The following is a 22058-nucleotide window of genomic DNA, read 5'->3' on the forward strand; positions in this document are numbered from 1 at the left end:
TGAAGTCAATGAATAGCAAGCGCCAGCAGCTTCTTTATTGATAGCTATGGCCATTCAACTCATTTACGCCCGCGCAGCCAACGGCGTCATCGGCAAGGACAACACCATGCCCTGGCATCTGCCCGAAGACATGGCGCATTTCAAGGAACTGACCCGGGGCTGCGCCGTCATCATGGGCCGCAAGACCTGGGACTCGCTGCCGCCGCGCTTTCGTCCCCTGCCGGGCCGCAGCAATATCGTCGTCACCCGCCAGGCCGACTGGCAAGCCGAGCCGGCGTCCGATCAGGTCCTGCGCGCCGCCAGCCTGCCAGAAGCGCTGGAGCTGGGCCACAAGCTCTCGCAAGACGTCTGGGTCATCGGCGGCGCGCAAATCTATGCCCAGGCTCTGCCGCTGGCCGATGCCGTGGAAGTGACCGAAATCGGCCGCGACTTCGAAGGCGATGCCTTTGCCCCCGAACTGGGCGAGCAGTGGCAAGCCGTGAGCCGCAGCGAGCATGTCTCCGCCAATGGCCTTCCCTACTGCTTTGTGCGCTTCGAGCGCCGGGGCTGACCCTTGTCTCGTGCCGTGCGGGATCGCATCCGCACGGGGCGGCCAGCAGTCCGGCAAGAGACAAAACTCTCTTGCCTTCGCGGTGTTGCGTTGCAACAATTGTCAGCTTCATTGCATGACTGCCGTATGACAATGGCAAGGCAGCCTGCTGCAGCCTGAGCCCTCAAAACCCGCAAGCCTATCGCCCTTCATCATGAGCCTAGTCCAGCCCCTGCCCCCTGGCGCCCTCGATATCGTTGGCGATATCCACGGCGAATACGCCGCGCTGGTGCAATTGCTGGGCCATCTGGGCTACGACCTGCAGGGCAATCACCCCGAAGGACGGCGACTGGTGTTTGTCGGCGACTTCTGCGACCGTGGGCCGGACAGCCCTTCCGTGCTCGCGCTGGTCGGCGCCATGCTGGCCTCGGGCACGGCCCATGCGGTGCTGGGCAACCACGAAATCAATCTGCTGCGCGAAGATGCCAAGGATGGCTCGGGCTGGTTCTTCGACAGCCGCATCGACTCCGACCAGCCCAAGTACGCGCCTTTTGCACGCATGCCGGCCGAGCAGATTCCCGCCATGCTCGAGCGGCTCGGCCAGTTGCCGATCGCACTGGAGCGTGAGGATCTGCGCATTGTTCACGCCGCCTGGAGGCCCGAACAGATCGCCATGATTCGCCAACTGCCCAGCGGCAGCGCACGCGCCGCCTACGACCACTTCGAGACAATTGCCGAAGAACAGTCCGTCGCTCAATGCGTGGCCGAACGCATGCGCCAGGAAGAACTGAGCTGGCCCTACAGCCTGGAAGACTATCGCCACGAGCCACCCTTTTTGCAAGCGCACAGCGAGAACGAACTCAACAAGGCCATGGTCAACCCTTTGAAGGTGCTGACGGCCGGCGTGGAGCGCGAATGCCGCAACCCCTTTTACGCGGGCGGCAAATGGCGTTTTGTCGAACGCGTGGGCTGGTGGAATGAATATGAAGAAGCGCCCGCCGTCATCGTCGGCCACTATTGGCGCCGCCTGCGCCCGGCTGACGCACCGGCGCATGGCTCGCAGTTTGAAAACCTGTTTGGCGCAACGCCCCCGCTGTCATGGCACGGCCTGCGCGGCAATGTGTTCTGCGTGGACTATTCGGTGGGCGCCCGCTGGCTAGACCGCCTGCGCGGCGACAACCCTGTGCAGCGCAGCAAGCTCGCCGCCATGCGCTGGCCCGAGCGCGTACTGGTCTTTGACGACGGCACTCAGGCCATATCGGAAAATTTCGAGCACTCCGTGGTGCTGCGCGATTGAAGCCAGCTTCCACGCCTGCCAGGCCTCGCGGCATCAAGGCAGCTCTGGCCTGAGCAGCGCCTTGCCACTGCCTGAATTCAGGTCTGGGCCTAGACCTATTTCGCGGGCGGCTGCCGCGCGTGCTGCACCCATTCCTCAAAAGCAGAGCCGTCAGGCAGCACGCAGGTATTTCGATCAGCATCCGCCCCCTTCTCGGTGCGCAGCACGCCGCCCTGCTTTTTGCAGTTGGCTTCCGAGGGGTTGCCAAAATTGACCGAGACCGACTGCGCGCAGCCACCGGCTGCCGCCACGACGATCATCATCCCTGCCAGGCTTGAAGCATGTTTCATGGGCTCAATGTAGCAAACCCCTGCAGGCCCGCTTGTGAGCAATTTGCTTTTCGAAGGCATCAAGAAAGACCATGTTCCTTCGGAAAGTCCAGCCTCCCGAAGCCCTGAAAGGGATCGCTGCAAACCACCCTGCCTGCACCAGATCTTGATCTGCTGCCAGCCACAGGCTGAACCAGGTTTGAATCGCCACGCACCCCGTGGACAGTTGGCAGGCTCGCCTGTCGGGTGGCTGGAGAGGGGTCCAGCTCGCGTGAGTTTCGCAGGGGGAACATGCCCGAACTCACCATTTGCGTGCACAGCATTGATGCGCCAGATACCTATTCTGGTGTACTCCCACTCCTGCATCTGCGGCCCTCGCTATCGACCAGGGCCCCTCTATCCTTCGTCTTTTAGCTGTTTTAGCTGTGAAAGAACTGCTTGAGCCTTTCATAGAGGAAATCATTGAGCAACTTGATGCGCCGGGGCGTGTGTTCGCGCTGGGGAATGAAAACATGCACGTCGAGACGAGGACCGCTGTAGCCAAGGGGGAGCTCTACCAGCGCTCCGCTGGTGATGAGAGGTCGCGCAAAGTAATCTGTCAGTTGGCCGATGCCTGCCCCCTGCAGCACGAGCTGCCGCTGTACGGCAGGGTCCTGCGTGATGAAGGAGAACGGCGGCTCCAGCATCGTCTGCCGGCGCGTCGATTGAAAGGTCCAGGGCCAGATGCGGTTGGTGCGTGGGTGCCTCAGGCCGATGCAGCAGTGCTGCAGCAGTTCCTGCGGGCTCTTGGGTGTCCCCTTGGCAGCCAGATAGGCAGGCGCAGCGCAGAGCATGTGAGTGAAGCGCCCGACTCTGCGCGCGACCAGCGATACGTTGAGCAGTGGTCCGCCGATCACACCGATGTCCATGCCCAGGTCCACCGTGTCAGGCCAGGGGTTCTGCGTCACGAGTTCGATGCGGATATCGGGATAGCTTTCATTGAACTGTGCCAGCAGTGGCGCCACCAGCAACTGCCCGAGACTCAGGCTTGAGGCCACCTTGATCGAGCCGGTGATGCCGCTTGCGCGGTCGCGCAATTCGCGCTCGCCCTGGTCGATCGACTGAAGACCGACACGGCAACGTTCATAGAACACACGGCCGTCTTCCGTCAATGCCATGCGGCGCGTGGAGCGGTGGAACAGGCGCACGCCCAACCACGATTCGAGCTGTGATATTTGCAGACTCACAGCCTGTGGCGTCAGGTGCAGCGATTGCGCGGCACGGCTGAAATTCTCTGCCTCAGCCACGTTCATGAATGTGGTGATGAGTCTAAGCCTGTCCATGGATTTACAAATTCTGCTTGAAGCTGTTTCAATCTTGCACCCACTGTGACAGCACGCGGGCGCTAAGTAAAGTTTGGCAAACATTCAAAATCGCCGGAGACACACAGATGCCCCACCTGCTTGGACAACTATTACTTCCCCTTTGCCTCGGCCTCGGCGGGGCAGCTTGGGGCGCGGCCGCGCAAACCGGCATGCCCACACATCCGGACAGGCCCATCACCTTGGTCGTCTCGTTCCCGCCAGGAGGAGCTCCCGACCAGATAGCCCGCCTGTTGGCGCCCCAGCTTCAAGCCCGCTGGAAAAATCCCGTCATCGTGGTGAACAGGGCGGGAGCGTCGGGCAACCTGGGCAACGACTCCGTAGCCCGCGCCGAGGCCGACGGCCACACCCTGCTGGTGACACCGAATACCTTCACCATGGTCCCTCACGTGCTGCCGGCGGGCGGGCAGCATGCCGATGTCGTCAAGGACTACACTCCGATCGCTCTGCTCTCATCAGCCTCCATGCTGATGCTCGCCAACCCCAGACTCGGTGCAAAAACGGCGGGCGATGTGGCCCGGATAGCGAAGACACAGCCCGACCTGGGCTACGCCACTTCGGGCAATGGGTCTCCCATGCATATCGTGGGAGAACTCTTCAACAAGGTAGCTCGCGTGCAATTGCGCCATGTGCCCTACAAAGGCACGACACCGGCGATCAATGACGTGCTGGGCAGCCATGTGATGCTGACCTTCCTCGGCATGCCTGTTGCCAAGCCCCTGATCGATGCGGGACGCCTGGTACCGCTGGCCGTGGCAGACAAGGCCCGCAGCTCTTTTCTGCCCAGCTTGCCAACCATGCAGGAACAAGGCTTTGCAGGGGTGGAGGTCGACATTTCCTTCGGCGTCTATGGCCCCCGCAACATGGACCCGGCGCTGGCTGACGATATCAACAAAACCTTGCGCGAGATTCTGGCCAAGCCCGAGGTCGCAGCCCAGTTCAGAAACCTGTACCAGAGCGTGGAAAACCAGCCACGCAGCGCTTTCGCCGAAAAGACCCGCGCCGACTACAAGCGCTACGGCAAGCTTGTGAAAGAACTTGGCATCACTGCCGACTGAAAGCCGGCCTCATGACGAACAAGACTCCCAACGTGCTGCTGATCGTCACCGACCAGCAGCGTGCCGACCACCTGGGCTGCGCGGGCAACACGCTGCTGAGGACGCCAAACATCGACCGCCTGGCCCGCACCGGCGTACGCGCCAGTAACTTCCATGCGGCCAGCACCACCTGCATGTCCAATCGCGCCACGCTGATGACCGGACGGCTGCCATCGCTGCATGGCGTGGTGCACAACGGCATCAGTCTCTCGCGCGATCACACTACCTTTGTGGAACTGCTGCGCGCAGGAGGCTATGCCACGGCACTCATAGGCAAGTCTCACCTGCAGTCTTTTGGCTATGACGGCCCGGCACGCCGTCGCTGGAGCCATGCTGACCAAGGTGTCGCGCCGCCGCTCGAGCTACTGGACGCACGAAAGCGCCAGCGTGACGGCGACGGGTATTTGAACGAATGGACGCCCGATTGGCGCAGTGGCAAGCGCATGGCGGTGACCACCCCTTACTACGGCTTCGAACATGTGGAGCTGGCTACGTTCCACGGCGACCAGGTCGACGGTGACTATGCCCGCTGGCTGGCCCAACGCCACCCCGCAGCCGACAGTCTGCGCGGCCGTGCCAACGCCCTGCCTTCACCAGGCTACAGCGCGCCGCAGGCATGGCGCACGGCCATGCCCGAGGCACTGTACCCCTCGGCCTGGGTGGGGGAGCGCGGCTGCAACTGGCTCAGAAAACATGTGCAAGGCTCGTCCGGCAAGCCGTTCTTTCTCAACCTGTCCTTTCCCGATCCGCACCATCCGTTCACCCCTCCGGGACGGTTCTGGGATATGTACCAGCCTGAGGACATGCCATTGCCGCCCAGCTTCGGCAAGCCCGGCAACTCTCAACTGCTGGTCGACGTGCACCGCTACACCAGAGAGGGAGGCTCCCGCGAGGGTTACGGCGCCTACGCCGTAACCAGCCGTGAATGCCAGGAAACGCTGGCCCTGACCTACGGCATGGTCAGCATGATCGACGAGCAGGTCGGGCAGTTACTCCAGACTCTTCAGGAGTTGGGCATAGAGGACGACACGGTCATCATCTTCACCAGCGACCACGGCGACATGATGGGCGACCATGGCATCGTGCTCAAGGGCGCCATGCATTTCAGTGGGCTCACGCGCGTACCCTTCATCTGGAAGGACCCATGCAGCCGGGCCGCTCCTCCAGTCCTGGATCTGCCATCCGGAACCATCGACATTGCCAAGACCGTGCTGGCGCGCTGCGGGCTCGCCCCCTACAACGGGATCCAGGGACTCAATCTGCTGCCCTGGCTGGACGGGCAATCGCAAACAGTCCCATCGCGCCCTGGTGTCATTGTCGAAAGCGAGCCCGTGGTGCTGCCGCACGGAAGAACGCGCCGCTACCGCCTTCGCAGCCTCGTCAGCGAAGAATGGCGCCTGACCTTGAGCAACTTGCCCGAGCTGTGCGAGCTCTACGACCTGCACGCCGATCCGCTCGAGCAACACAACCTGTGGCATGAGCGCGCTGCCGAGCGCGGACAGTTGTGTATGCAGTTGCTGATGGAGCTCAGCGAACAGGCTGATTGCTCACCACTGCCAACGGCTATCGCCTGAGGTACGTGCGGAAGTTGGACCGCAATGCTGGAGGAGACCCCGATGAACAAGCAATTTTTCTGTGCCGCTGCATTCCTGTGGTTGGGAGGCGCCTGTCATGCCCAACCAAGTATCACGATCTATGGGTTGCTCGACACCGCTGTCGAGCACATCAACCATGTGGGCGCCACTGGTTCTGGGCTCACGCGCATCCCCAGCAATGCGGGCAACATTCCATCCAGGCTGGGATTTCGTGGCCGTGAAGATTTGGGTGGCGGAATAAGTGCCCAGTTCGTTCTCGAAATGGGCATCGCACCTGATTCGGGCGTCTTGAACCAAGGTGGGCGCGGGTTTGGGCGACAGTCGTTTGTTGGCCTGAACGGCCCCTGGGGTCAGGTTGGCCTGGGCCGGCAGTACACGATGCTGTTTTGGTCGATGCATGACGCCGATGTCATCGGGCCGGGTATGCACAGCATTGCGAACTTCGACAGCTATTTTCCGAATGCACGCGCCGACAACGCCATCTCCTACAAGGGCACATTCTCAGGACTGACCGTGGGCATGACTTACAGCTTTGGGCGCGATGCGGTCAATGCTGGCCCTAGCCCCGCCGGCACAAATTGTGCCGGCGAGAGTGGCACCGACAGGAACGCTTGCCGCGAATGGTCGATGTTGCTCAAGTACGACTCCGCCAGTTGGGGAACTGCGCTGGCTCATGACGTGCTCAAAGGAGGCTCAGGTGCATTTGGTAGTCTCAGCCAAAGCGGCATGAGTGACAAGCGCACCATGCTCAACGGTTATGTGAAATTCAACGGAGTCAAGATTGGAGCGGGATTTCTGCGCCGCGACAACGATGGCTACAAGGTCTCCCCCCGCAGCGACCTGTGGTTCGTCGGCCTTTCGTATCCCGCAGGAGCATGGACTTTCGACACCCAGTACTACCGGCTCCAGTACAAGTCCAATAGCGACAAAGGCCAGTTCATGGTGCTGCGTGGCACCTACCACTTCTCCAAACGAACCGCCGCCTACGCGTCACTGGGACACATGAAGAACAGCGGCAATGCCACATTCAGCGCTAGCAGCGGCCAGGCTGGCAGCCTGCCGGTCGCCGGAATCAACCAGACAGGCTTCGGCGTCGGTATACGTCATATGTTTTAGCCAATGGCACTCGCCCAAATACGAGCCTGACGGAGATGCCGAACCTGCCTTGTTGCTGTGACATGGCTCAACCACCTCGCTGATACAAGCCGTCAAGGCCCTGGAGCGTGTGCGTAGCCTGATCGCACTCTGGCTGTAACACCGGCACATGCACGTGATGCCACATGTGCGACGGCTCAAAGGCATGTTCATCACTCATAGGCTTGCGACTGCAACTTGGCCACCTTATTCCAAAACGCGCTCGCTCAGCGGGAACTATGTGGCTGATACGATAGAAGGAGCTGAAAGCACGACCATCTTTTGAACACCTTTTTTGGGTAGCTAGCTGGGCAGCTGGAGCTAGAAACCTAAAAATCAGATACGCAACCCATTGAAATCAAGTGGGCTTATATGACAATGAAAATTGCCACCTGGAATGTGAACTCCTTGTCCGTACGACTGCCGCAGGTGCTGGACTGGCTTGCCGCCAACCCCGTCGATGCGCTGGGACTGCAGGAGCTCAAGCTCACCGACGACAAGTTCCCGCACATGGCGTTCGAGGAAGCCGGCTACAAGGCAGTCAGCCACGGCCAGAAGACCTATAACGGCGTGGCCTGGATCACGCGCGACACGGGGCGCGATGTGGTGCGCAACATCCCTGGGCTTGACGACGAACAGGCCCGCATCATTGCCACGACCATAGACTCGCCGAACGGTGAAATTCGTCTGATCAACGGCTACTTCGTCAACGGCCAGGAACCTGGCTCGGAAAAATTTGCCTACAAGATGCGCTGGCTGCAGGCGCTGCAAGACTGGGTCAAGGAACAGATGGCCTTGCATCCGCGCCTGGTGCTGGTGGGGGACTTCAACGTGGCTCCCGAAGATCGCGACTCCTACGACCCCGTCGGCCTCAAGGACACGATCCACCACACAGTGGAAGAGCGCGACCATTTCCAGCGCCTGCTGCAGCTGGGCTTGAGCGATGCCTTCCGCATGTTCGAGCAGCCGGAAAAAAGCTACTCCTGGTGGGATTACCGCATGCTGGGCTTTCAGAAGAATCGCGGCCTGCGCATCGACCATATTCTGGTCAGCGAGGCTCTCAAGAGCAAGGTCAGCGCCTGCAGCGTGGACCGCGCTCCGCGCAAGAACAAACAGCCCAGCGACCACGCCCCCGTGGTCGTTACACTGGACTGAGGCGGTACGGATCAGACGGCGCCATGGCTCAGCCACTGCAAGGCCTGCAGCTGGCCACGCAACAGCATCACATGGCGTTTGAGCAGCTTGGCGACTTTGACCGGCAAATCCAGCTGAACAGTGTGCTCGGTGCGCTCCAGCCAGGTCTGCAAGCGCCGCAGCACATCCAGCCAGGTTTCGGCCACCGTTTCTCCCAGATAGTCAAGCCAGGTCTTGCGCACCCGCTCCAGCAGACCGCCCTCATCCAAGGCCATGGATAGCGGGGCCGCCGGAACACCATCAAGCAGCTCCTCCAGCTCGGAAACCAGCTTGTGTGAATCCTGCGAGAAGCGGCGCAGGGCATCAACAGCCATGCTGGCGTCCGCAGTCGTCAAAAACAGTCTGGAGCTTTGCGCGAAACGCAGTCCTGCCTGCAACGCCAGAGCAAGACTGTTCTTCGCCATCTGGCCCAGTACGGCCTCCGCGCAAGGCTTGGACGCGGGTGGAACAATCGCACGGCGCCAGGCTGCCTTGACGGCTGCTCTGACCTGAGACCAGTCCAACAGGCTGCCCCCGCAATGCAGCGACCAATGCTGGCGCAGCTCGGCCTCCAGGGATTCGAAACTCCTGCTCCCCCCCGAAGCCGTCTGCCGAGCCCGATATCTGCCGGCCTGCCAGCCCAGCAGATAGGCGGGGTAATACTGATCAAAGCTACGCCCTGGGACAAAGTAAGGCTCGCACATATAGCGCTCGTGCCAGAAGGCCTCCTCGGCCTCCGGCATCTGCAGCAATGGCGACAAGGCGTTCGCATCCCGCGGAAAAGACTCCGGTGCAGGTGGGAAAGAGATGGATAAAGGCAAGGCAGACAACGCAAACAGTCCAATCAACAAAAGGCCTGTTGATTTTTACCCCTGCGCCATCTGCCTCATGTCGTCAACCGTGATTGCACCATGTAGGACGGATAAAACCCACCGCGAGAGCGAGTGGCCACTTCACTGCTTCAGTCGAAATTCTCGTTTTCCAATCCCAGCTCCTGCAGCTTCCGGGTGATGGTGTTGCGGCCAATCCCCAGCCGGCTGGCAGCTTCCACTCTGCGACCATGCGTGGCTGCCAGAGCCGTTCGCAGCAACTGTGCCTCGAACTGATGGGACAGCTGATCCCATACATCGTGGTGGCCTTGCGACAACAGTTCCTCGGCCTGCTTGCCCAACCCTTCCAGCCAGCCCTCGGTCAATGTCGGAGCTTCGGTCAAAGGAGCTGCCGCAGTGCCAGGCACGGACATGGACGCCGCCTCCGGCAGGTTTACCTTGGACTGGTCAAGGCCCACACCACTGCTCAATGCGCCGGCAAAGACTGCTGTGCTCACCGATGCAGAGCTGCCTAGCACTTCGGGCGGCAAGTCCTTGAGTGCAATCTGCTGGGCCGGAGCCATGACGGTCAACCAGTGGCAGATGTTTTCCAGCTGGCGCACATTGCCCGGGAAGTTGAAGGCCTGCAGGCGGCTCATGGCGGCCGTGCTCATGCGTTTGGGCTCAACCCCCAGCTGACGCGCGCTTTGCTGCAGGAAATGCTGAGTCAGCATGGGGACGTCTTCCTTGCGCTCGCGCAGCGCGGGCAGGCGCAGGCGGATCACATTCAGACGATGGAACAAGTCCTCGCGGAAAGCACCGTCCTTGACGCGCAGCTCCAGATCCTGGTGCGTCGCCGCAATCACACGCACATGGGCCTTGACGGCCTGATGTCCGCCAACCCGGTAGAAATGGCCGTCGGAGAGCACCCGCAGCAGACGCGTCTGCAGCTCGAACGGCATGTCGCCGATTTCATCGAGAAACAGCGTACCGCCTTCGGCCTGCTCGAAACGCCCCCTGCGCTGGGTCTGCGCGCCGGTAAAGGCGCCGCGCTCGTGGCCGAACAGCTCGGACTCCAGCAGATCTTTCGGAATGGCTGCGGTATTGATGGCCACAAACGGTCCGCCGGCAACCGGAGAATGCTTGTGCAGCGCCCGTGCCACCAGCTCCTTGCCGGCACCGGACTCCCCGGTGATCAGCACCGTGACATGACTCTGGCTCAATCTGCCGATGGCACGAAACACGTCCTGCATGGCGGGTGCCTGACCCAGCATTTCCGCCTGCACCGGAGCCTGCACATCGGCCACCTCCTCGCGCTGGCTTTCCTCGACGGCGCGCCGGATCAACTCCACGGCCTTGGGTACGTCAAATGGCTTGGGCAGATACTCGAAGGCCCCGCGCTGGAATGCCGAGACTGCACTGTCCAGATCGGAATAGGCCGTCATGATGATCATGGGCAGCCCAGGCTGCTGCGCCCTGACCTGCTCCAGCAGCTCAAGGCCCGAGCCGCCAGGCATGCGTATATCGCTGACCAGCACCTGTGGAGCCTGACGCTCGGGATCGCTGTTGTCCACATCAGCCAGGGCCTTGAGCACATCGCGCGGCTGGGTAAAGCTGCGAATGGGCCAGCCTTCACGCCCCAATGCCTTTTCAAGCACAAAGCGGATGGAAGGGTCGTCGTCCACAATCCAGATTGGCTTCATTCGTGCAACATCCTTCCCTTCTTCTGCATATTGATAATGTCAGGCTTTATGGCAGCGGTATCAGGATTCGGAAATCCGTCCTCCCCGGCTGGCTCTCGCATTCGATCAGGCCATGGTGACGCTGCACAAAGGTCTGAGCCAGCGTCAGCCCCAGGCCGGATCCGCCGTCTCTGCCTGAGACCAAAGGATAGAAAATCCGCTCCTTGATGGCATCTGGCACGCCTGACCCGTTGTCGATTACATGCAATTCCAGTGCCAATCTGTAGCGCTCACGCCCCAGAGTGACCTGTCTGGCCACACGCGTCCTCAGAATGATCTCGGCATCGCCCTCTGCAATGCGCCGCCCCAGCGCCTGGGCCGCGTTCTGAACGATATTGAGCAAGGCCTGTATCAGCTGTGCGCTGTCGCCTCTGAACTCGGGGATGGAGATGTCATAGTCGCGCGTGATCCTGAGCCCCTGGGGGTGCTCGACCAGCACCAGCGAACGCACGCGCTCGCAGACCTCGTGGATGTTGACGTCGCCCACCTCATGCGGGTGGCGATGCGGGGCCAGCAATCTGTCCACCAGCGCCTGCAGGCGATCTGCCTCGTGAATGATGACCGTGGTGTATTCCAGCAACTCGGGCGTGACCAGATCCATCTGCAGCAACTGGGCCGCGCCGCGAATGCCGCCCAGCGGATTCTTGATCTCGTGCGCCAGATTGCGGATCAGTTCCTTGTTCGCCAGAGCCTGCTCTCGGATGCGCTCCTCGCGATCCTGACGGGCCTGCTGTTCCAGCGGCCACATCTCCACCATGACATGGCCGGCCTTCTCGGCCAGCGAAACCGCCGCATGAATCGGCAAGGGCTCCTGCCCCAGGCGCAGCAGGCTGGCCTCGAAGCGCAGCGCAGCAAAGTCGTTGGAACGGGCGCCGCTGAGCGCCTTGTCCAGCAAGGCAGGCTCGGCAAAGCAGGTGGCGAAGTCACTGCCCACCATGATGCGGCGCGACTGGCCCAGGGCGTTTTCCAGCGCCGCGTTGACGAAGCGCACCATGCCGTACTCGTCAAGCACGGCAATCAGGGTGCAAAGCCAGTCCAGCGACTGGTAGCCGTGAGCATTGGCCTGATCCGGATCAGGCCTGGGGATATCGGGGAGCGGGGCTGCAGTGGAACTCATTCGATAGACCAAAAATGACCAGCCCCAGGGGCCGGATTAATTGACCGCAGGCAGCCGGTCCAGCTCTCGCCTGATGCCTGCGATATCACTTTCCTGGCGTGTGATATCGGCTTTCAGCTTGGCCACCCGCTCCGGGTAGCCCTGAGGATTGCGCAGCTCCAGTGCCGTGCGCACGGGGTTGCCATCGTTGTACTCCGCCTTCAGCTCGGACAGTCTGGCCTGGGCCTTGTTCAGCTCGCCTTGCAGGATGGCTCGTGCATCGGAGTCACGCGCTTTCTGCGCGGCACTGTCGCTACGGGCCGTGGCCGGCGCGCTCGATGCAGAGCTACTTGCCGGCTTGGGCTTGACCGAAGCCGCAGCGGCATTGCCACCCGAGGGCCTGGTGCCGTGAATCACCGTCACGCCACTGCCATCGACCGGCTTGCATCCCTTGGCCTTGGCCTGCGAAACATTGTTGGTGTACTCATTGCCGCAGCGGTAGATCACATCCTGGGCAGAAACCAGCCCGGATGCAAGACACAGCAACGACAACACATAAAACTTCTTCATTCGGTCCTCTCAGGCAGACGGCGGCCGCAAGTCCGCAATACCCTGAGTATCGCTCCAAGCCTGCGGCTTTTATTGACTACTTGACCGCCACCAACCCGTTTGGTTCCTTTGCTGCCACGCCCGCCGCAGCGGGCGCTCAATAAAAAAGGCGGCTTGCGCCGCCTTTTTTGACCTCTGCTTTACAGCGAGAAGTACATATCGTATTCGACAGGGTGCACCGACTGGCGATAGCGAGTCACTTCGCCCATCTTCAGCTCGATGTAGGCATCCAGCATGCTGTCGGAGAACACACCGCCCTTGGTCAGGAACGCACGGTCTGCGTCCAGGGCTTCCAGAGCCTGATCCAGGCTGTGGCAGACGGTAGGCACCAGCTTGTCTTCCTCGGGGGGCAGGTGGTAGAGATCCTTGGTCGCGGCTTCGCCGGGATGGATTTTGTTTTCCACGCCGTCCAGGCCGGCCATCAGCAGAGCTGCGAAACCCAGGTAGGGGTTCATCAGAGGATCGGGGAAGCGTGCTTCCACGCGACGAGCCTTGGGGTTGCTGACGTAAGGAATACGGATGGAGGCCGAGCGATTCTTGGCCGAGTAAGCCAGCTTCACGGGCGCTTCAAAGCCGGGAACCAGACGCTTGTAGCTGTTGGTGCCAGGGTTGGTGATGGCGTTCAGCGCACGAGCGTGCTTGATGATGCCGCCGATGTAGTACAGGGCGAAGTCGGACAGGCCGGCATAGCCGTCGCCGGCAAACAGGTTCTTGCCATCCTTCCACACGGACTGGTGCACGTGCATACCGGAGCCGTTATCGCCAGCGTAGGGCTTGGGCATGAAGGTTGCCGTCTTGCCGTAGGTGTTGGCCACGTTCCAGATGATGTACTTCTGCAGCTGTGTCCAGTCGGCACGCTCGACCAGGGTCGAGAAGCGTGTGCCGATTTCGTTCTGACCGGCGCCGGCCACTTCATGGTGGAACACTTCGACAGGGATGCCGACCGCTTCCAGCAGCAGCGACATCTCTGCACGCATGTCCTGGGTGCTGTCGACAGGAGGAACTGGGAAGTAGCCACCCTTGACGCGAGGACGGTGACCACGGTTACCGGTCTCGAACTTGGTGCCGGTGTTCCAGGGAGCCTCATATTCTTCGATTTCGAAGAAGGGGTTGTGAGGCTCGGTACCCCAGCGCACGCCGTCGAAGATGAAGAATTCGGGTTCGGGACCAAAGTAAGCGGTATCGCCCAGGCCGGAAGCCTTCAGGTAGGCTTCAGCACGCTTGGCAATGGAACGGGGATCGCGGTCGTAGGCCTTGCCATCACCGGGTTCGATCACATCGCACTGCAGAATCAGTGTGGTTTCTTCGAAGAAGGGATCGATATTGGCAGTGTTGGGATCAGGAACCAGCTGCATGTCCGAGGCTTCGATACCCTTCCAGCCGGCAACGGAAGAGCCGTCGAAAGCATGGCCCGAGGCGAACTTGTCCTCGTCGAAGTGCGACACGGGCACGGTCACGTGCTGTTCCTTGCCGCGGGTATCGGTAAAGCGCAGGTCCACGAACTTGACCTCGTTATCCTGCACCATCTGCATCACGTCTGCAACGGTCTTCGCCATTAGATCTCTCCTGCCAACTTTGGCTGATCAAATAAAGAATGAATAGTATCTAGCAGTTTGCGTGCCAACTCGACCTCGGCGCCTCACAACAACATCTGCGCACCGAAACCGAGCCTTGGTGTAAAGATATTCGGCACAAGACATAAGCACTTACCAGAGCTGCATCTGCAAACTGCACCAAACAGACGCGCATTGTCTCACTGCCAGAGCACGCCACACAATTGCACCATCTTGGTGAATTAATTAGCACCAATTTGGTGCATTTCCGAAACAAGGTTGTTTTTGGTGCATGGCACCTGATTCAACCTGCTGCAGACGCTTTTCAGCGAGCCACCGAAGCTGCACCATCCGAATCATCTGCACCAGGTGCAAACGGGACCTGCGGGTCGGCAGCACTCGGCATGGTCTGCGCCCTCATCTGCTCCAGCGCCGCCAGACAGAAGTGGGCAAACCACAGTGCAGAGAAGGCAAATACCAGCGCATAGATCCAGATGGCAATGGGCACAAGAATCCAGAAGGCGGCCAGGAACAGCAGCCCGGAAATCCAGACCACACCGGGCGCTGCGCCCAGATAGCCGCAGATCACGCCCATCAGAATGAGCGACATGCGATGACGGGCAAACAGGGCCCGGCGCTCGTCCTTGCTGGCATGCTCAGACAAGGCGTCAAATGCCATGACCCTGTAGGTGAGCCATCCCCAGATCAAAGGCGCCACCACCAGCATCAGCGGCGGGAACACCCATAACGGCAGAGTGACAAACAAGGCCAGCAGCGCAATCAGCGTGGAGCCGCCCGACCAGACCAAGCTGGCCATGGTGGAGCCGCCATGCTTTTTCTCGAGACCGACAAAGCGTTTCTCGGCCACCAGCTGGGTGAGCACTGGTGCCATGAACAGGCCCACCAGCAGCAAAACCAGCACCACGAGTACAGGCATTGCTCCCAACACAACAAAAATGGAAGCCACCACCTCCGAGGCATACCCAAGGCCCAGCCCTTGCAGCCATAGCCACAAGGAATGCAGCCAGCCCACCCCGTCCAGCAGGCTTTGCACCTTGAGGACCGCATCGGCCCAGAAGAAGTAACCCAGAAGCCAGGCCATCAAGGCCATGGCCAGCAGCGGCAAGAGTGACCAGACAATGACCCGCTTATGCAGGCAATACGCCATGGCACGCCAAAAAGAGTCAAGTAGCAAGCTCATGCTGGCAAGCATACTCAAGGATTGACTTATGCGCGACCCATCAATCGCAGGACAGCCAGCCACTGCTGCGCCCAGAAGCCACGGCCATAGTCGCGCAATTGACCTTTTGCATTCGCTTGCACCTGATCGCGAATACCCGTGGGGTCATAGCGCAGATCAAAGTTGGCCGTGCCAAACAATATGTCCCACCAGGGCAACAATACGCCGAAATTGTTTCCATGCACCTTCTTGTTGCGCACGGGCGCCATGGGTTCGTGGCCAATACCGATGGCGTGGTGGCGGCGGTGAAAGCGTGGACTGATCCACAGGCGTTCGCCCAGTTGGCCAAACCAGATGCGCACGTTGGCATGCTGAAAGCTCTCGCTGAGCTGGGTCAGGGCCACGATGGCCACGAACTGCCCCGGAGCCACGCCAATCAGCTGTGCCACCAGCACGATGATGGCGTCATGGATCACGTCGTCGAGCAGGTGATTGCGGTTGTCGCTCCACACCGTCATCTGGCGCTGCGAGTGGTGCACGGCATGCAGCTTCCACCACCAGGTAAAACCGTGCTGACCTCGATGAATCCAGTACTCGACCAGATCGAAGACGACCAGATACATCAACAGACTGACCCAGGCGTTGTCCGTCACGCCCGGCCAGATATCGTCAAGATGAAAGCCAGGCATGCCCAAGACATGAAGCCTGCCCATGAGGGCATCCCACAAGGGATCGATCGTGAAGAACAATGCCAGCCGGAAAAATCCCAGCCGGTGAATCAGCGTGTAGAGGATGTCCACGCGAATCGCCTGGCGGTCCACCACGGGCTCGACCGGCCTCCATCGCTGCAGCGGCACGATCACCGCGACCATGACCGCTATCTGCAGCAGCCCCACCAGCAGCCAGCCCGTGGCCGTGTAGCCATCTTCGAGCAGGTTCGCCATGCCGAAATGGAACAGAAACGGCTGAACCACGCCTTCAAACAAGCGTTGCTGCGCCTCTCCAAACATCTGAACCAACCAATCCACAACTCACTCCTCTTGCCGCACTCAGCGGTGCTGCGCAATCCAGCCCTGGTACGCCGGATGCTCGGCCAGCGTACGAAAGCAAAAACCCTTATCCAGCAGACCGACGATCAGCGGCTCCAGCACCGCCGGGGCCCAGGGGTCCTGGCGCGACCAGATGCCGAGGTGGGCCAGCAAGATATCGCCACCGCCTATGCTTTTGAGTGCCTGGGCCAGCAAGCGTTCATTGGGATACCTGTCGCTGGGCAACTCGTCGCCCAGAAAGCCTGCCGGCGCCCAGCCCACATGCTGAAAGCCGCCCTGCTGCGCTGCGGCAATCAGCGCTGGCGATGTCTTGCCGCCCGGCGCACGATACAGCGGCAAGGTCTTGCGACCCGTGATCTGCGCCAGCCTCTGAGCGGAGCGGGCAATCTCCTGGCGGTACTCATCGGCAGACACCACATAGCTCTGACCGGCTCTGGGCCCGGCCGATGGCTTGACCTTGAAGTGCGTGACCTGGCCCGTGGCCTTGTCGCGGATATCGGCCAGCCAGTACATATGGTCGAAGGTATGGGATGCGAGCTGGTGACCTTCGTCGGCACGCGCCTTCCACCAGGGCGCCCAGAAGTCGCTCAGACTGCTGCCCCCCTCCTTCGTGGCCTCATTGGCCGCAAAGAATGTGACGGGCACCTTGTGCTTTTGCAGAACCTGGGCGACAAGCTGGGCTATGCCCATATGCCCGGTGTCGAAGGTCAGGTAGACCGCCTTGGAGCAAGCGCCTGAAGCCATCTTCCTTGCAGCTTCGGCAGCAAAGGCTGGGATGGCAGGCAGGCCGCCGACCAGCGAGCCGAGCATGAAACAACGTCTTTGCATCCACCCTCCTTGAGGTGGTCAACACGGAGACCAAGCCATCCCTGCCGTTTCGATGCAGCAGGGACAAGCACCTTAGCGCGCAGCGTGGGACAGCGTCCAGACACCGTGAGGCGACTTGCCCACATTGACCTGATTGACCACCTTCTTCTCCACCGTGTCGATCACCGACAGCTTGCGGGCCCAGCGCGAGGCCACGAAGATGTAGCGGCCGTCGGCCGAGACATCCATGCAGTCGGGGCCGCCAGGCGCCGGGTAATTGGCAACGACCTGGCTGCTGAGCATATCGATCTTGCTGATGGTATTGGCCACGCGATTGCTCACGTACAGATGGCGGTCATCGCCGGCGGCGCGGAAGGCATGGGCGCCGGCTGCCGTCTTGATCTGACCCAGGCTGCGTGGTTCGGGACCGGTGATGTCGAACACTTCGACACCATCGCGGCCCGTCAGGCCGACAAACAGCTTTTTGCCATCAGGGCTGCCATAGACGTCCGCAGGCATGGGGCCTGTGGGCACTCGGGCCTTGATGGTCTGGGTGGCGATATCGATGGCCACCAGGGCGTCGCTGTCCTGCATGGTGGAGTACAGCGTCTTGCTCTGCGCGTCGATGAACAAATGGCTGGGCGTCTTGCCGGTGGAGACGCGCTTGACCAGCGTCGGCGTCTGCGTGGCCGCATCCCAGCGGTAGAAATCGATGTGGTTGAGGCGGTTGGCCGCCGTGACAAACCACTTCATATCCGGCGAAAAGCGCAGGTGGTATGGGTCCACGATATCGCGGATCACGCGCTGCACGGCACCCGTGCGCGGATCCACCAGAGTCAGCGAATCGCCCAGCGCATTGGCCACCACCAGTGATTTCTCGTCTGGCGTCAGATACAGGTGGTGAGGCTCCTTGCCCGTGGGAATGCGCGACTGCTCCTTCCAGGTCTGCGGATCGATCACGCTGATGGATGCATCCAGGGAATTGAGCACAAAGATGGGCGTCGGGCCTTGCACGGCACGCGCTGCCTGTGCCGGCTTGACAGCAGCTGGCGGCAAAGGTGCACCGGTTGCAACCGCCGCCGCGGGCGCGACCACAGGAGCGGCAGGGACCGCCGGTGCGGCTGCCTTGGCAGACTTGAAACCGGGCAAGGCCGAAGCCCCCAACCATGCCGCAGCGCCCACGCCCACGACCAATGCCACAGCAGCGCCAGTGCGCCCAATAGAAAGACGTCCCACAACCACCACCTTCTCAGAATCCATGCAGTGTAGCTGCGTCAATGCAGCCGCTGCCAACACAAGCCTTCTGGTTTACAAAGCTTGTTGAAATGCCGCGCCAAGCTTGCCTGATCGGCGCAGGCCGCATCATGACAACAATTCAAAAACAGGAGCAGCTAGCTCCTGCTTTTATTACGGTACAGCTTTAAAAAAGCTTGAAACCGTTGGAATAAAGGCACATGACGCTCATCCATTGATGAACATCATTGCTCTATAAAAAAAGGAGCCCCAAAAGGGCTCCTTTGCCAACGTCGGTGACGGGTCCTCAGACCTTCCACTTCTCCGCCAGCTTTTCGGGATTCAGCGTGTCATAGCCTTCGAAAGGCTGGTGAATCCAGGGGTTGGTGGCCAGGAAGTCCACCGAATAGTCAGGCTCGAAGGTCGACACGCCCTTGGTCCAGATCACGGCGCTGCGCAGCTCCGTAATAGGTGCGTAGTTGGTCTTGAGCATGGCGATCACGGCCTTGAGCGTGGCGCCCGAGTCCGCCAGATCGTCCACCAGCAGCACGCGGCCGGAAATGTCGCCCTTGGGCGTGGCGATGAAACGGCCGATGTCCAGATGGCCCTGCACCGTGCCGGCTTCGGCGCGATAGGAGCTGGTGGACATGATGGCCAGGGGCTTGTCGAAAATGCGGCTCAGGATGTCGCCGGGACGCAGACCACCGCGTGCCAGGCACAGGATGGTGTCGAATTCCCAGCCGGACTGGTGGATCTTGATGGCGAGCTTTTCGATGAGACCGTGGTACTCGTCGTAGCTCACATACAGGTGCTTACCGTCTTCTGTCAGCATGGGCACAGTTCCTTTGAAAGTTCAGTAAAACCCAGCCCGATCAGGCGGCGCTGTACGGGTTGTGCATCAGGATGGTGTGATCGCGGTCGGGGCTGGTGGACACCATGGCGATGGGCACACCGGTCACTTCGGCAATACGGTCCAGATAGCGGCGGGCATTCACGGGCAGCTTGTCGTACTCGGTCACACCCACGGTGGAGTCGGTCCAGCCGGGAATGGATTCGTAGATGGGCTTGCAGCGCTCGATATCGTCCGCGCCCAGAGGCAGCAGGTCGATCGTCTCGCCGTCGAGCTCGTAGCCCACGCACAGTTGCAGCTCTTCGATGCCGTCCAGCACGTCCAGCTTGGTGATGCACAGGCCGGACAGACCGTTGATCTGGGCCGAGCGCTTGAGCAGCGCAGCGTCGAACCAGCCGCAGCGGCGCGAACGACCGGTGGTCACACCCTTCTCAGCGCCCACGGTGGACATGACCCAGCCGGGAGTGCCTTCCTTTTCCCATTCCAGCTCGGTGGGGAAGGGGCCGCCGCCCACGCGGGTGCAGTAAGCCTTGGTGATACCCAGGATGTAGTGCAGCAGACCTGGGCCCACGCCAGCGCCTGCGGCGGCATTGCCGGCCACGCAGTTGGACGATGTGACATAGGGGTAGGTGCCGTGATCCACGTCTAGCAGCGTGCCTTGCGCGCCTTCGAACAGCAGGTTGCCGCCTTCGGCGTGCACGGCATTGAGCTCGCGCGAAACATCGGCAATCATGGGCTTGATCAGCTCGGCATGACGCATGGCTTCTTCGTACACGGCGTCGAACTGAACTTCGCCGTCCTTCATGTAGGGAGCCAGGCCGGCGCCGAAGTCGAAGTTCTTGGAGCCCAGCACATTCACCAGAATGTGGTTGTGCAGGCTCAGCAGCTCGCGCAGCTTGGTGGCGAAGCGCTCGGGGTGCTTCAGGTCCTGCACACGCAGGGCACGGCGGGCGATCTTGTCTTCGTAGGAGGGGCCGATGCCCTTGCCGGTGGTACCGATCTTCTGCACGCCACCCTTTTCACGGGCCGCTTCACGGGCCACGTCCAGAGCCTGGTGGAAAGGCAGGATCAGCGGGCAGGCTTCGGACACGCGCAGACGCTCACGCACCTGCACGCCAGCCTTTTCCAGGCCTTCGATTTCTTCAAACAGCTTGCCCACGGAGAGCACCACACCGTTGCCGATGTAGCACTTCACGCCGGGACGCATGATGCCGCTGGGAATCAGGTGCAGAGCCGTCTTCACGCCGTTGATGACCAGTGTGTGACCGGCGTTGTGACCGCCCTGGAAACGCACGACGCCGTTGGCGCTTTCGGTCAGCCAGTCAACCAGCTTGCCCTTGCCCTCATCACCCCACTGGGTGCCGACGACGACCACATTGCGACCTTTGGATGTATTCATATTCCAATCCGATAAATCGAAGAATTAGTCAAATGCCTTAAATGGCTTGCACGACCCATTGCCCGCCGACATTGGCAAGCTCACGGTCGCAGTGGAACTCATCCACTTCGCTTTCATGCCCTGGCAGCACGCAGACCACCGTCTCGCCCTGCTGGCGCAATGCGGCAATGGCGGCAGCCACTTGCGCGTCATCACCCCAGGGGGCGCGAATGGCAGCCTTGAGCGGACGCTCGGGCACGACAGCCACCAGTTGTTTGATATCGAGACTGAAGCCGGCAGCGGGACGATTGCGCCCGAACACTGCACCGACTTCGTCGTAACGGCCACCGCGCACCAGGGCATCGCTGCCACCGGGCACATAGATCGCAAAGCGCGTGCCGCTGTAGTAGGAGTAGCCACGCAGGTCGGCCAGGTCGAAGCTGACCTTGACGCCATCCAGATGCTGCACCAGCCAGCGCAAATGTGACAGCACATTGCGCACGCCGGCAGTGCGCTCCAGCAGCTTTTCAGCTTGATCGAGCACTTCCATGCCGCCGTACAACTGCAGCAGCGCCATCAGGCCTTCACGCGAGGCTTCGGGGAAATCGCGGGTCAGCTGAGCCAACTCGGTTGCATCCTTGGAGGCCAGGGCCGCATGCACGCCACGCAGCACCTGCTCGTCCACCATCACGCCAGCCAGCAGGCTGCGCACAATGCGCACATCGGCCAGATCCACGATGACGTCCTTGACGCCCGCTCCCTTGAGGCAGTCGAGAGCCAGATGCAGGGCTTCGAGGTCGGCTTCCAGGCCTTCATGGCCGTAGATTTCAGCACCGAACTGAAACGGCTCACGCGTGGCACGCGGACGATCGGGGCGCGCATGAACGACAGGACCGCAGTAGCACAGACGGGTTACGCCCTTGCGATTGAGCAAATGTGCATCAATGCGTGCCACCTGCTGCGTCATGTCTGCACGCAGGCCCATGGTGCGACCGGAGAGCTGGTCAATCAGTTTGGAGGTTTGAAGGGCAAGAGCTTCGCCTGTACCCGTCAGCAAGGACTCCAGATACTCCAGCATGGGTGGCATGACAAGCTCATAGCCATAGCTGCGCGCAGTATCGAGCAATCCTCGACGCAATTCTTCGATGTGCCGTGCCTCGGAGGGCAAAACATCGGCAATGTGATCCGGCAGGACCCAAGCAGACATGGAGAAATGGGGAGGCTGTTAAAAATGCGATTCTACCGGCTTTGCCAGCCC

The 22058-nt window shown here is 61.0% G+C and carries 20 protein-coding genes; 6 read left to right on the top strand and 14 right to left on the bottom strand.

The annotated features are described in order from the left end of the window. The first annotated feature begins 46 nt into the window (after positions 1 to 46). Both MPZ60_RS17220 and MPZ60_RS17225 read left to right on the top strand, forming a co-directional pair. Entirely contained in the window at positions 47 to 550 is a 504-nt protein-coding gene (locus MPZ60_RS17220; RefSeq protein WP_034359311.1) for a dihydrofolate reductase, read from the top strand. Positions 551 to 743: 193 nt separating this feature from the next. Beyond that, the gene (locus MPZ60_RS17225; RefSeq protein WP_012839153.1) at positions 744 to 1826 is read left to right on the top strand and encodes a metallophosphoesterase; all 1083 of its coding nucleotides are present in this window, start codon (positions 744 to 746) and stop codon (positions 1824 to 1826) included. A gap of 95 nt (positions 1827 to 1921) precedes the next feature. Here MPZ60_RS17225 and MPZ60_RS17230 read toward each other — a convergent pair whose 3' ends face one another. Next, positions 1922 to 2155: a DUF333 domain-containing protein gene (locus MPZ60_RS17230; RefSeq protein ID WP_012839154.1), complete on the bottom strand. Its 234-nt coding sequence runs from the start codon at positions 2153 to 2155 to the stop codon at positions 1922 to 1924. Positions 2156 to 2553: 398 nt separating this feature from the next. After that, a complete protein-coding gene (locus MPZ60_RS17235) occupies positions 2554 to 3456 on the bottom strand; it encodes a LysR family transcriptional regulator (protein ID WP_242882037.1) in 903 nt (300 codons plus the stop codon). A gap of 191 nt (positions 3457 to 3647) precedes the next feature. Between MPZ60_RS17235 and MPZ60_RS17240 the strand changes: the two genes are divergently transcribed. The 4 genes from MPZ60_RS17240 to xth all read left to right on the top strand — a co-directional run bounded on the left by MPZ60_RS17240 (position 3648) and on the right by xth (position 8476). Further along, a complete protein-coding gene (locus MPZ60_RS17240) occupies positions 3648 to 4553 on the top strand; it encodes a tripartite tricarboxylate transporter substrate binding protein (protein ID WP_052057691.1) in 906 nt (301 codons plus the stop codon). A gap of 11 nt (positions 4554 to 4564) precedes the next feature. Beyond that, positions 4565 to 6166, top strand: coding sequence for a sulfatase (locus tag MPZ60_RS17245; protein ID WP_034359321.1), 1602 nt, complete (start codon positions 4565 to 4567; stop codon positions 6164 to 6166). 42 nt (positions 6167 to 6208) lie between these two features. After that, positions 6209 to 7303 carry a porin gene (locus MPZ60_RS17250; protein WP_034359474.1) on the top strand — a complete coding sequence of 365 codons (1095 nt, stop codon included), beginning with the start codon at positions 6209 to 6211 and terminating at the stop codon, positions 7301 to 7303. 396 nt (positions 7304 to 7699) lie between these two features. Then, positions 7700 to 8476 (top strand): exodeoxyribonuclease III, encoded by a 777-nt coding sequence (gene xth, locus MPZ60_RS17255; RefSeq protein ID WP_034359323.1) that lies wholly within the window; start codon positions 7700 to 7702, stop codon positions 8474 to 8476. 11 nt (positions 8477 to 8487) lie between these two features. On the opposite strand, the gene MPZ60_RS17260 is transcribed toward xth, so the two are convergent. The 12 genes from MPZ60_RS17260 to MPZ60_RS17315 form a co-directional block, all read right to left on the bottom strand. After that, positions 8488 to 9255: a hypothetical protein gene (locus MPZ60_RS17260; RefSeq protein ID WP_231905928.1), complete on the bottom strand. Its 768-nt coding sequence runs from the start codon at positions 9253 to 9255 to the stop codon at positions 8488 to 8490. A gap of 200 nt (positions 9256 to 9455) precedes the next feature. After that, positions 9456 to 11006, bottom strand: coding sequence for a nitrogen regulation protein NR(I) (gene ntrC / locus MPZ60_RS17265; RefSeq protein WP_034359327.1), 1551 nt, complete (start codon positions 11004 to 11006; stop codon positions 9456 to 9458). Between the two features lie 46 nt (positions 11007 to 11052). Continuing rightward, the gene (gene glnL, locus MPZ60_RS17270) at positions 11053 to 12162 is read right to left on the bottom strand and encodes a nitrogen regulation protein NR(II) (RefSeq protein ID WP_034359329.1); all 1110 of its coding nucleotides are present in this window, start codon (positions 12160 to 12162) and stop codon (positions 11053 to 11055) included. A 36-nt stretch (positions 12163 to 12198) separates the two neighbouring features. Further along, positions 12199 to 12711 (bottom strand): hypothetical protein, encoded by a 513-nt coding sequence (locus MPZ60_RS17275; protein ID WP_034359332.1) that lies wholly within the window; start codon positions 12709 to 12711, stop codon positions 12199 to 12201. 179 nt (positions 12712 to 12890) lie between these two features. Next, positions 12891 to 14306 carry a type I glutamate--ammonia ligase gene (gene glnA, locus MPZ60_RS17280; RefSeq protein WP_003063782.1) on the bottom strand — a complete coding sequence of 472 codons (1416 nt, stop codon included), beginning with the start codon at positions 14304 to 14306 and terminating at the stop codon, positions 12891 to 12893. A gap of 322 nt (positions 14307 to 14628) precedes the next feature. Next, positions 14629 to 15516 carry an EI24 domain-containing protein gene (locus MPZ60_RS17285; RefSeq protein WP_034359334.1) on the bottom strand — a complete coding sequence of 296 codons (888 nt, stop codon included), beginning with the start codon at positions 15514 to 15516 and terminating at the stop codon, positions 14629 to 14631. Between the two features lie 14 nt (positions 15517 to 15530). Next, positions 15531 to 16511, bottom strand: a complete 981-nt coding sequence (locus tag MPZ60_RS17290) for a sterol desaturase family protein (protein WP_034359337.1) — start codon at positions 16509 to 16511, stop codon at positions 15531 to 15533. A gap of 21 nt (positions 16512 to 16532) precedes the next feature. Then, on the bottom strand, positions 16533 to 17360 hold the full coding sequence (locus MPZ60_RS17295; RefSeq protein WP_034359339.1) for a polysaccharide deacetylase family protein: 828 nt from the start codon (positions 17358 to 17360) through the stop codon (positions 16533 to 16535). 72 nt (positions 17361 to 17432) lie between these two features. Continuing rightward, positions 17433 to 18599 (bottom strand): YncE family protein, encoded by a 1167-nt coding sequence (locus MPZ60_RS17300; RefSeq protein ID WP_034359341.1) that lies wholly within the window; start codon positions 18597 to 18599, stop codon positions 17433 to 17435. Positions 18600 to 18879: 280 nt separating this feature from the next. After that, positions 18880 to 19404 carry a phosphoribosyltransferase gene (locus tag MPZ60_RS17305; RefSeq protein ID WP_003063794.1) on the bottom strand — a complete coding sequence of 175 codons (525 nt, stop codon included), beginning with the start codon at positions 19402 to 19404 and terminating at the stop codon, positions 18880 to 18882. Between the two features lie 40 nt (positions 19405 to 19444). Then, entirely contained in the window at positions 19445 to 20821 is a 1377-nt protein-coding gene (locus tag MPZ60_RS17310; protein ID WP_034359345.1) for an adenylosuccinate synthase, read from the bottom strand. Between the two features lie 37 nt (positions 20822 to 20858). Further along, a complete protein-coding gene (locus tag MPZ60_RS17315) occupies positions 20859 to 22007 on the bottom strand; it encodes an ATP phosphoribosyltransferase regulatory subunit (RefSeq protein WP_003063798.1) in 1149 nt (382 codons plus the stop codon). Positions 22008 to 22058: the final 51 nt, after the last annotated feature.

Origin of the sequence: Comamonas sp. 7D-2 (assembly GCF_022749555.1) — a bacterium.
In the GTDB taxonomy this organism is placed as follows: Bacteria; Pseudomonadota; Gammaproteobacteria; order Burkholderiales; family Burkholderiaceae_C; genus Comamonas; species Comamonas thiooxydans.

What these genes read in the sequence shown, in the direction of transcription:
- MPZ60_RS17220 (WP_034359311.1), top strand. Translation starts at nt 47, where the DNA reads ATGGCCATTCAACTCATTTACGCCCGCGCAGCCAACGGCGTCATCGGC.
- MPZ60_RS17225 (WP_012839153.1), top strand. Translation starts at nt 744, where the DNA reads ATGAGCCTAGTCCAGCCCCTGCCCCCTGGCGCCCTCGATATCGTTGGC.
- MPZ60_RS17230 (WP_012839154.1), bottom strand. Translation starts at nt 2,155, where the DNA reads ATGAAACATGCTTCAAGCCTGGCAGGGATGATGATCGTCGTGGCGGCA.
- MPZ60_RS17235 (WP_242882037.1), bottom strand. Translation starts at nt 3,456, where the DNA reads ATGGACAGGCTTAGACTCATCACCACATTCATGAACGTGGCTGAGGCA.
- MPZ60_RS17240 (WP_052057691.1), top strand. Translation starts at nt 3,648, where the DNA reads ATGCCCACACATCCGGACAGGCCCATCACCTTGGTCGTCTCGTTCCCG.
- MPZ60_RS17245 (WP_034359321.1), top strand. Translation starts at nt 4,565, where the DNA reads ATGACGAACAAGACTCCCAACGTGCTGCTGATCGTCACCGACCAGCAG.
- MPZ60_RS17250 (WP_034359474.1), top strand. Translation starts at nt 6,209, where the DNA reads ATGAACAAGCAATTTTTCTGTGCCGCTGCATTCCTGTGGTTGGGAGGC.
- xth (WP_034359323.1), top strand. Translation starts at nt 7,700, where the DNA reads ATGAAAATTGCCACCTGGAATGTGAACTCCTTGTCCGTACGACTGCCG.
- ntrC (WP_034359327.1), bottom strand. Translation starts at nt 11,006, where the DNA reads ATGAAGCCAATCTGGATTGTGGACGACGACCCTTCCATCCGCTTTGTG.
- glnL (WP_034359329.1), bottom strand. Translation starts at nt 12,162, where the DNA reads ATGAGTTCCACTGCAGCCCCGCTCCCCGATATCCCCAGGCCTGATCCG.
- MPZ60_RS17275 (WP_034359332.1), bottom strand. Translation starts at nt 12,711, where the DNA reads ATGAAGAAGTTTTATGTGTTGTCGTTGCTGTGTCTTGCATCCGGGCTG.
- glnA (WP_003063782.1), bottom strand. Translation starts at nt 14,306, where the DNA reads ATGGCGAAGACCGTTGCAGACGTGATGCAGATGGTGCAGGATAACGAG.
- MPZ60_RS17285 (WP_034359334.1), bottom strand. Translation starts at nt 15,516, where the DNA reads ATGCTTGCCAGCATGAGCTTGCTACTTGACTCTTTTTGGCGTGCCATG.
- MPZ60_RS17295 (WP_034359339.1), bottom strand. Translation starts at nt 17,360, where the DNA reads ATGCAAAGACGTTGTTTCATGCTCGGCTCGCTGGTCGGCGGCCTGCCT.
- MPZ60_RS17300 (WP_034359341.1), bottom strand. Translation starts at nt 18,599, where the DNA reads ATGGATTCTGAGAAGGTGGTGGTTGTGGGACGTCTTTCTATTGGGCGC.
- MPZ60_RS17305 (WP_003063794.1), bottom strand. Translation starts at nt 19,404, where the DNA reads ATGCTGACAGAAGACGGTAAGCACCTGTATGTGAGCTACGACGAGTAC.
- MPZ60_RS17310 (WP_034359345.1), bottom strand. Translation starts at nt 20,821, where the DNA reads ATGAATACATCCAAAGGTCGCAATGTGGTCGTCGTCGGCACCCAGTGG.
- MPZ60_RS17315 (WP_003063798.1), bottom strand. Translation starts at nt 22,007, where the DNA reads ATGTCTGCTTGGGTCCTGCCGGATCACATTGCCGATGTTTTGCCCTCC.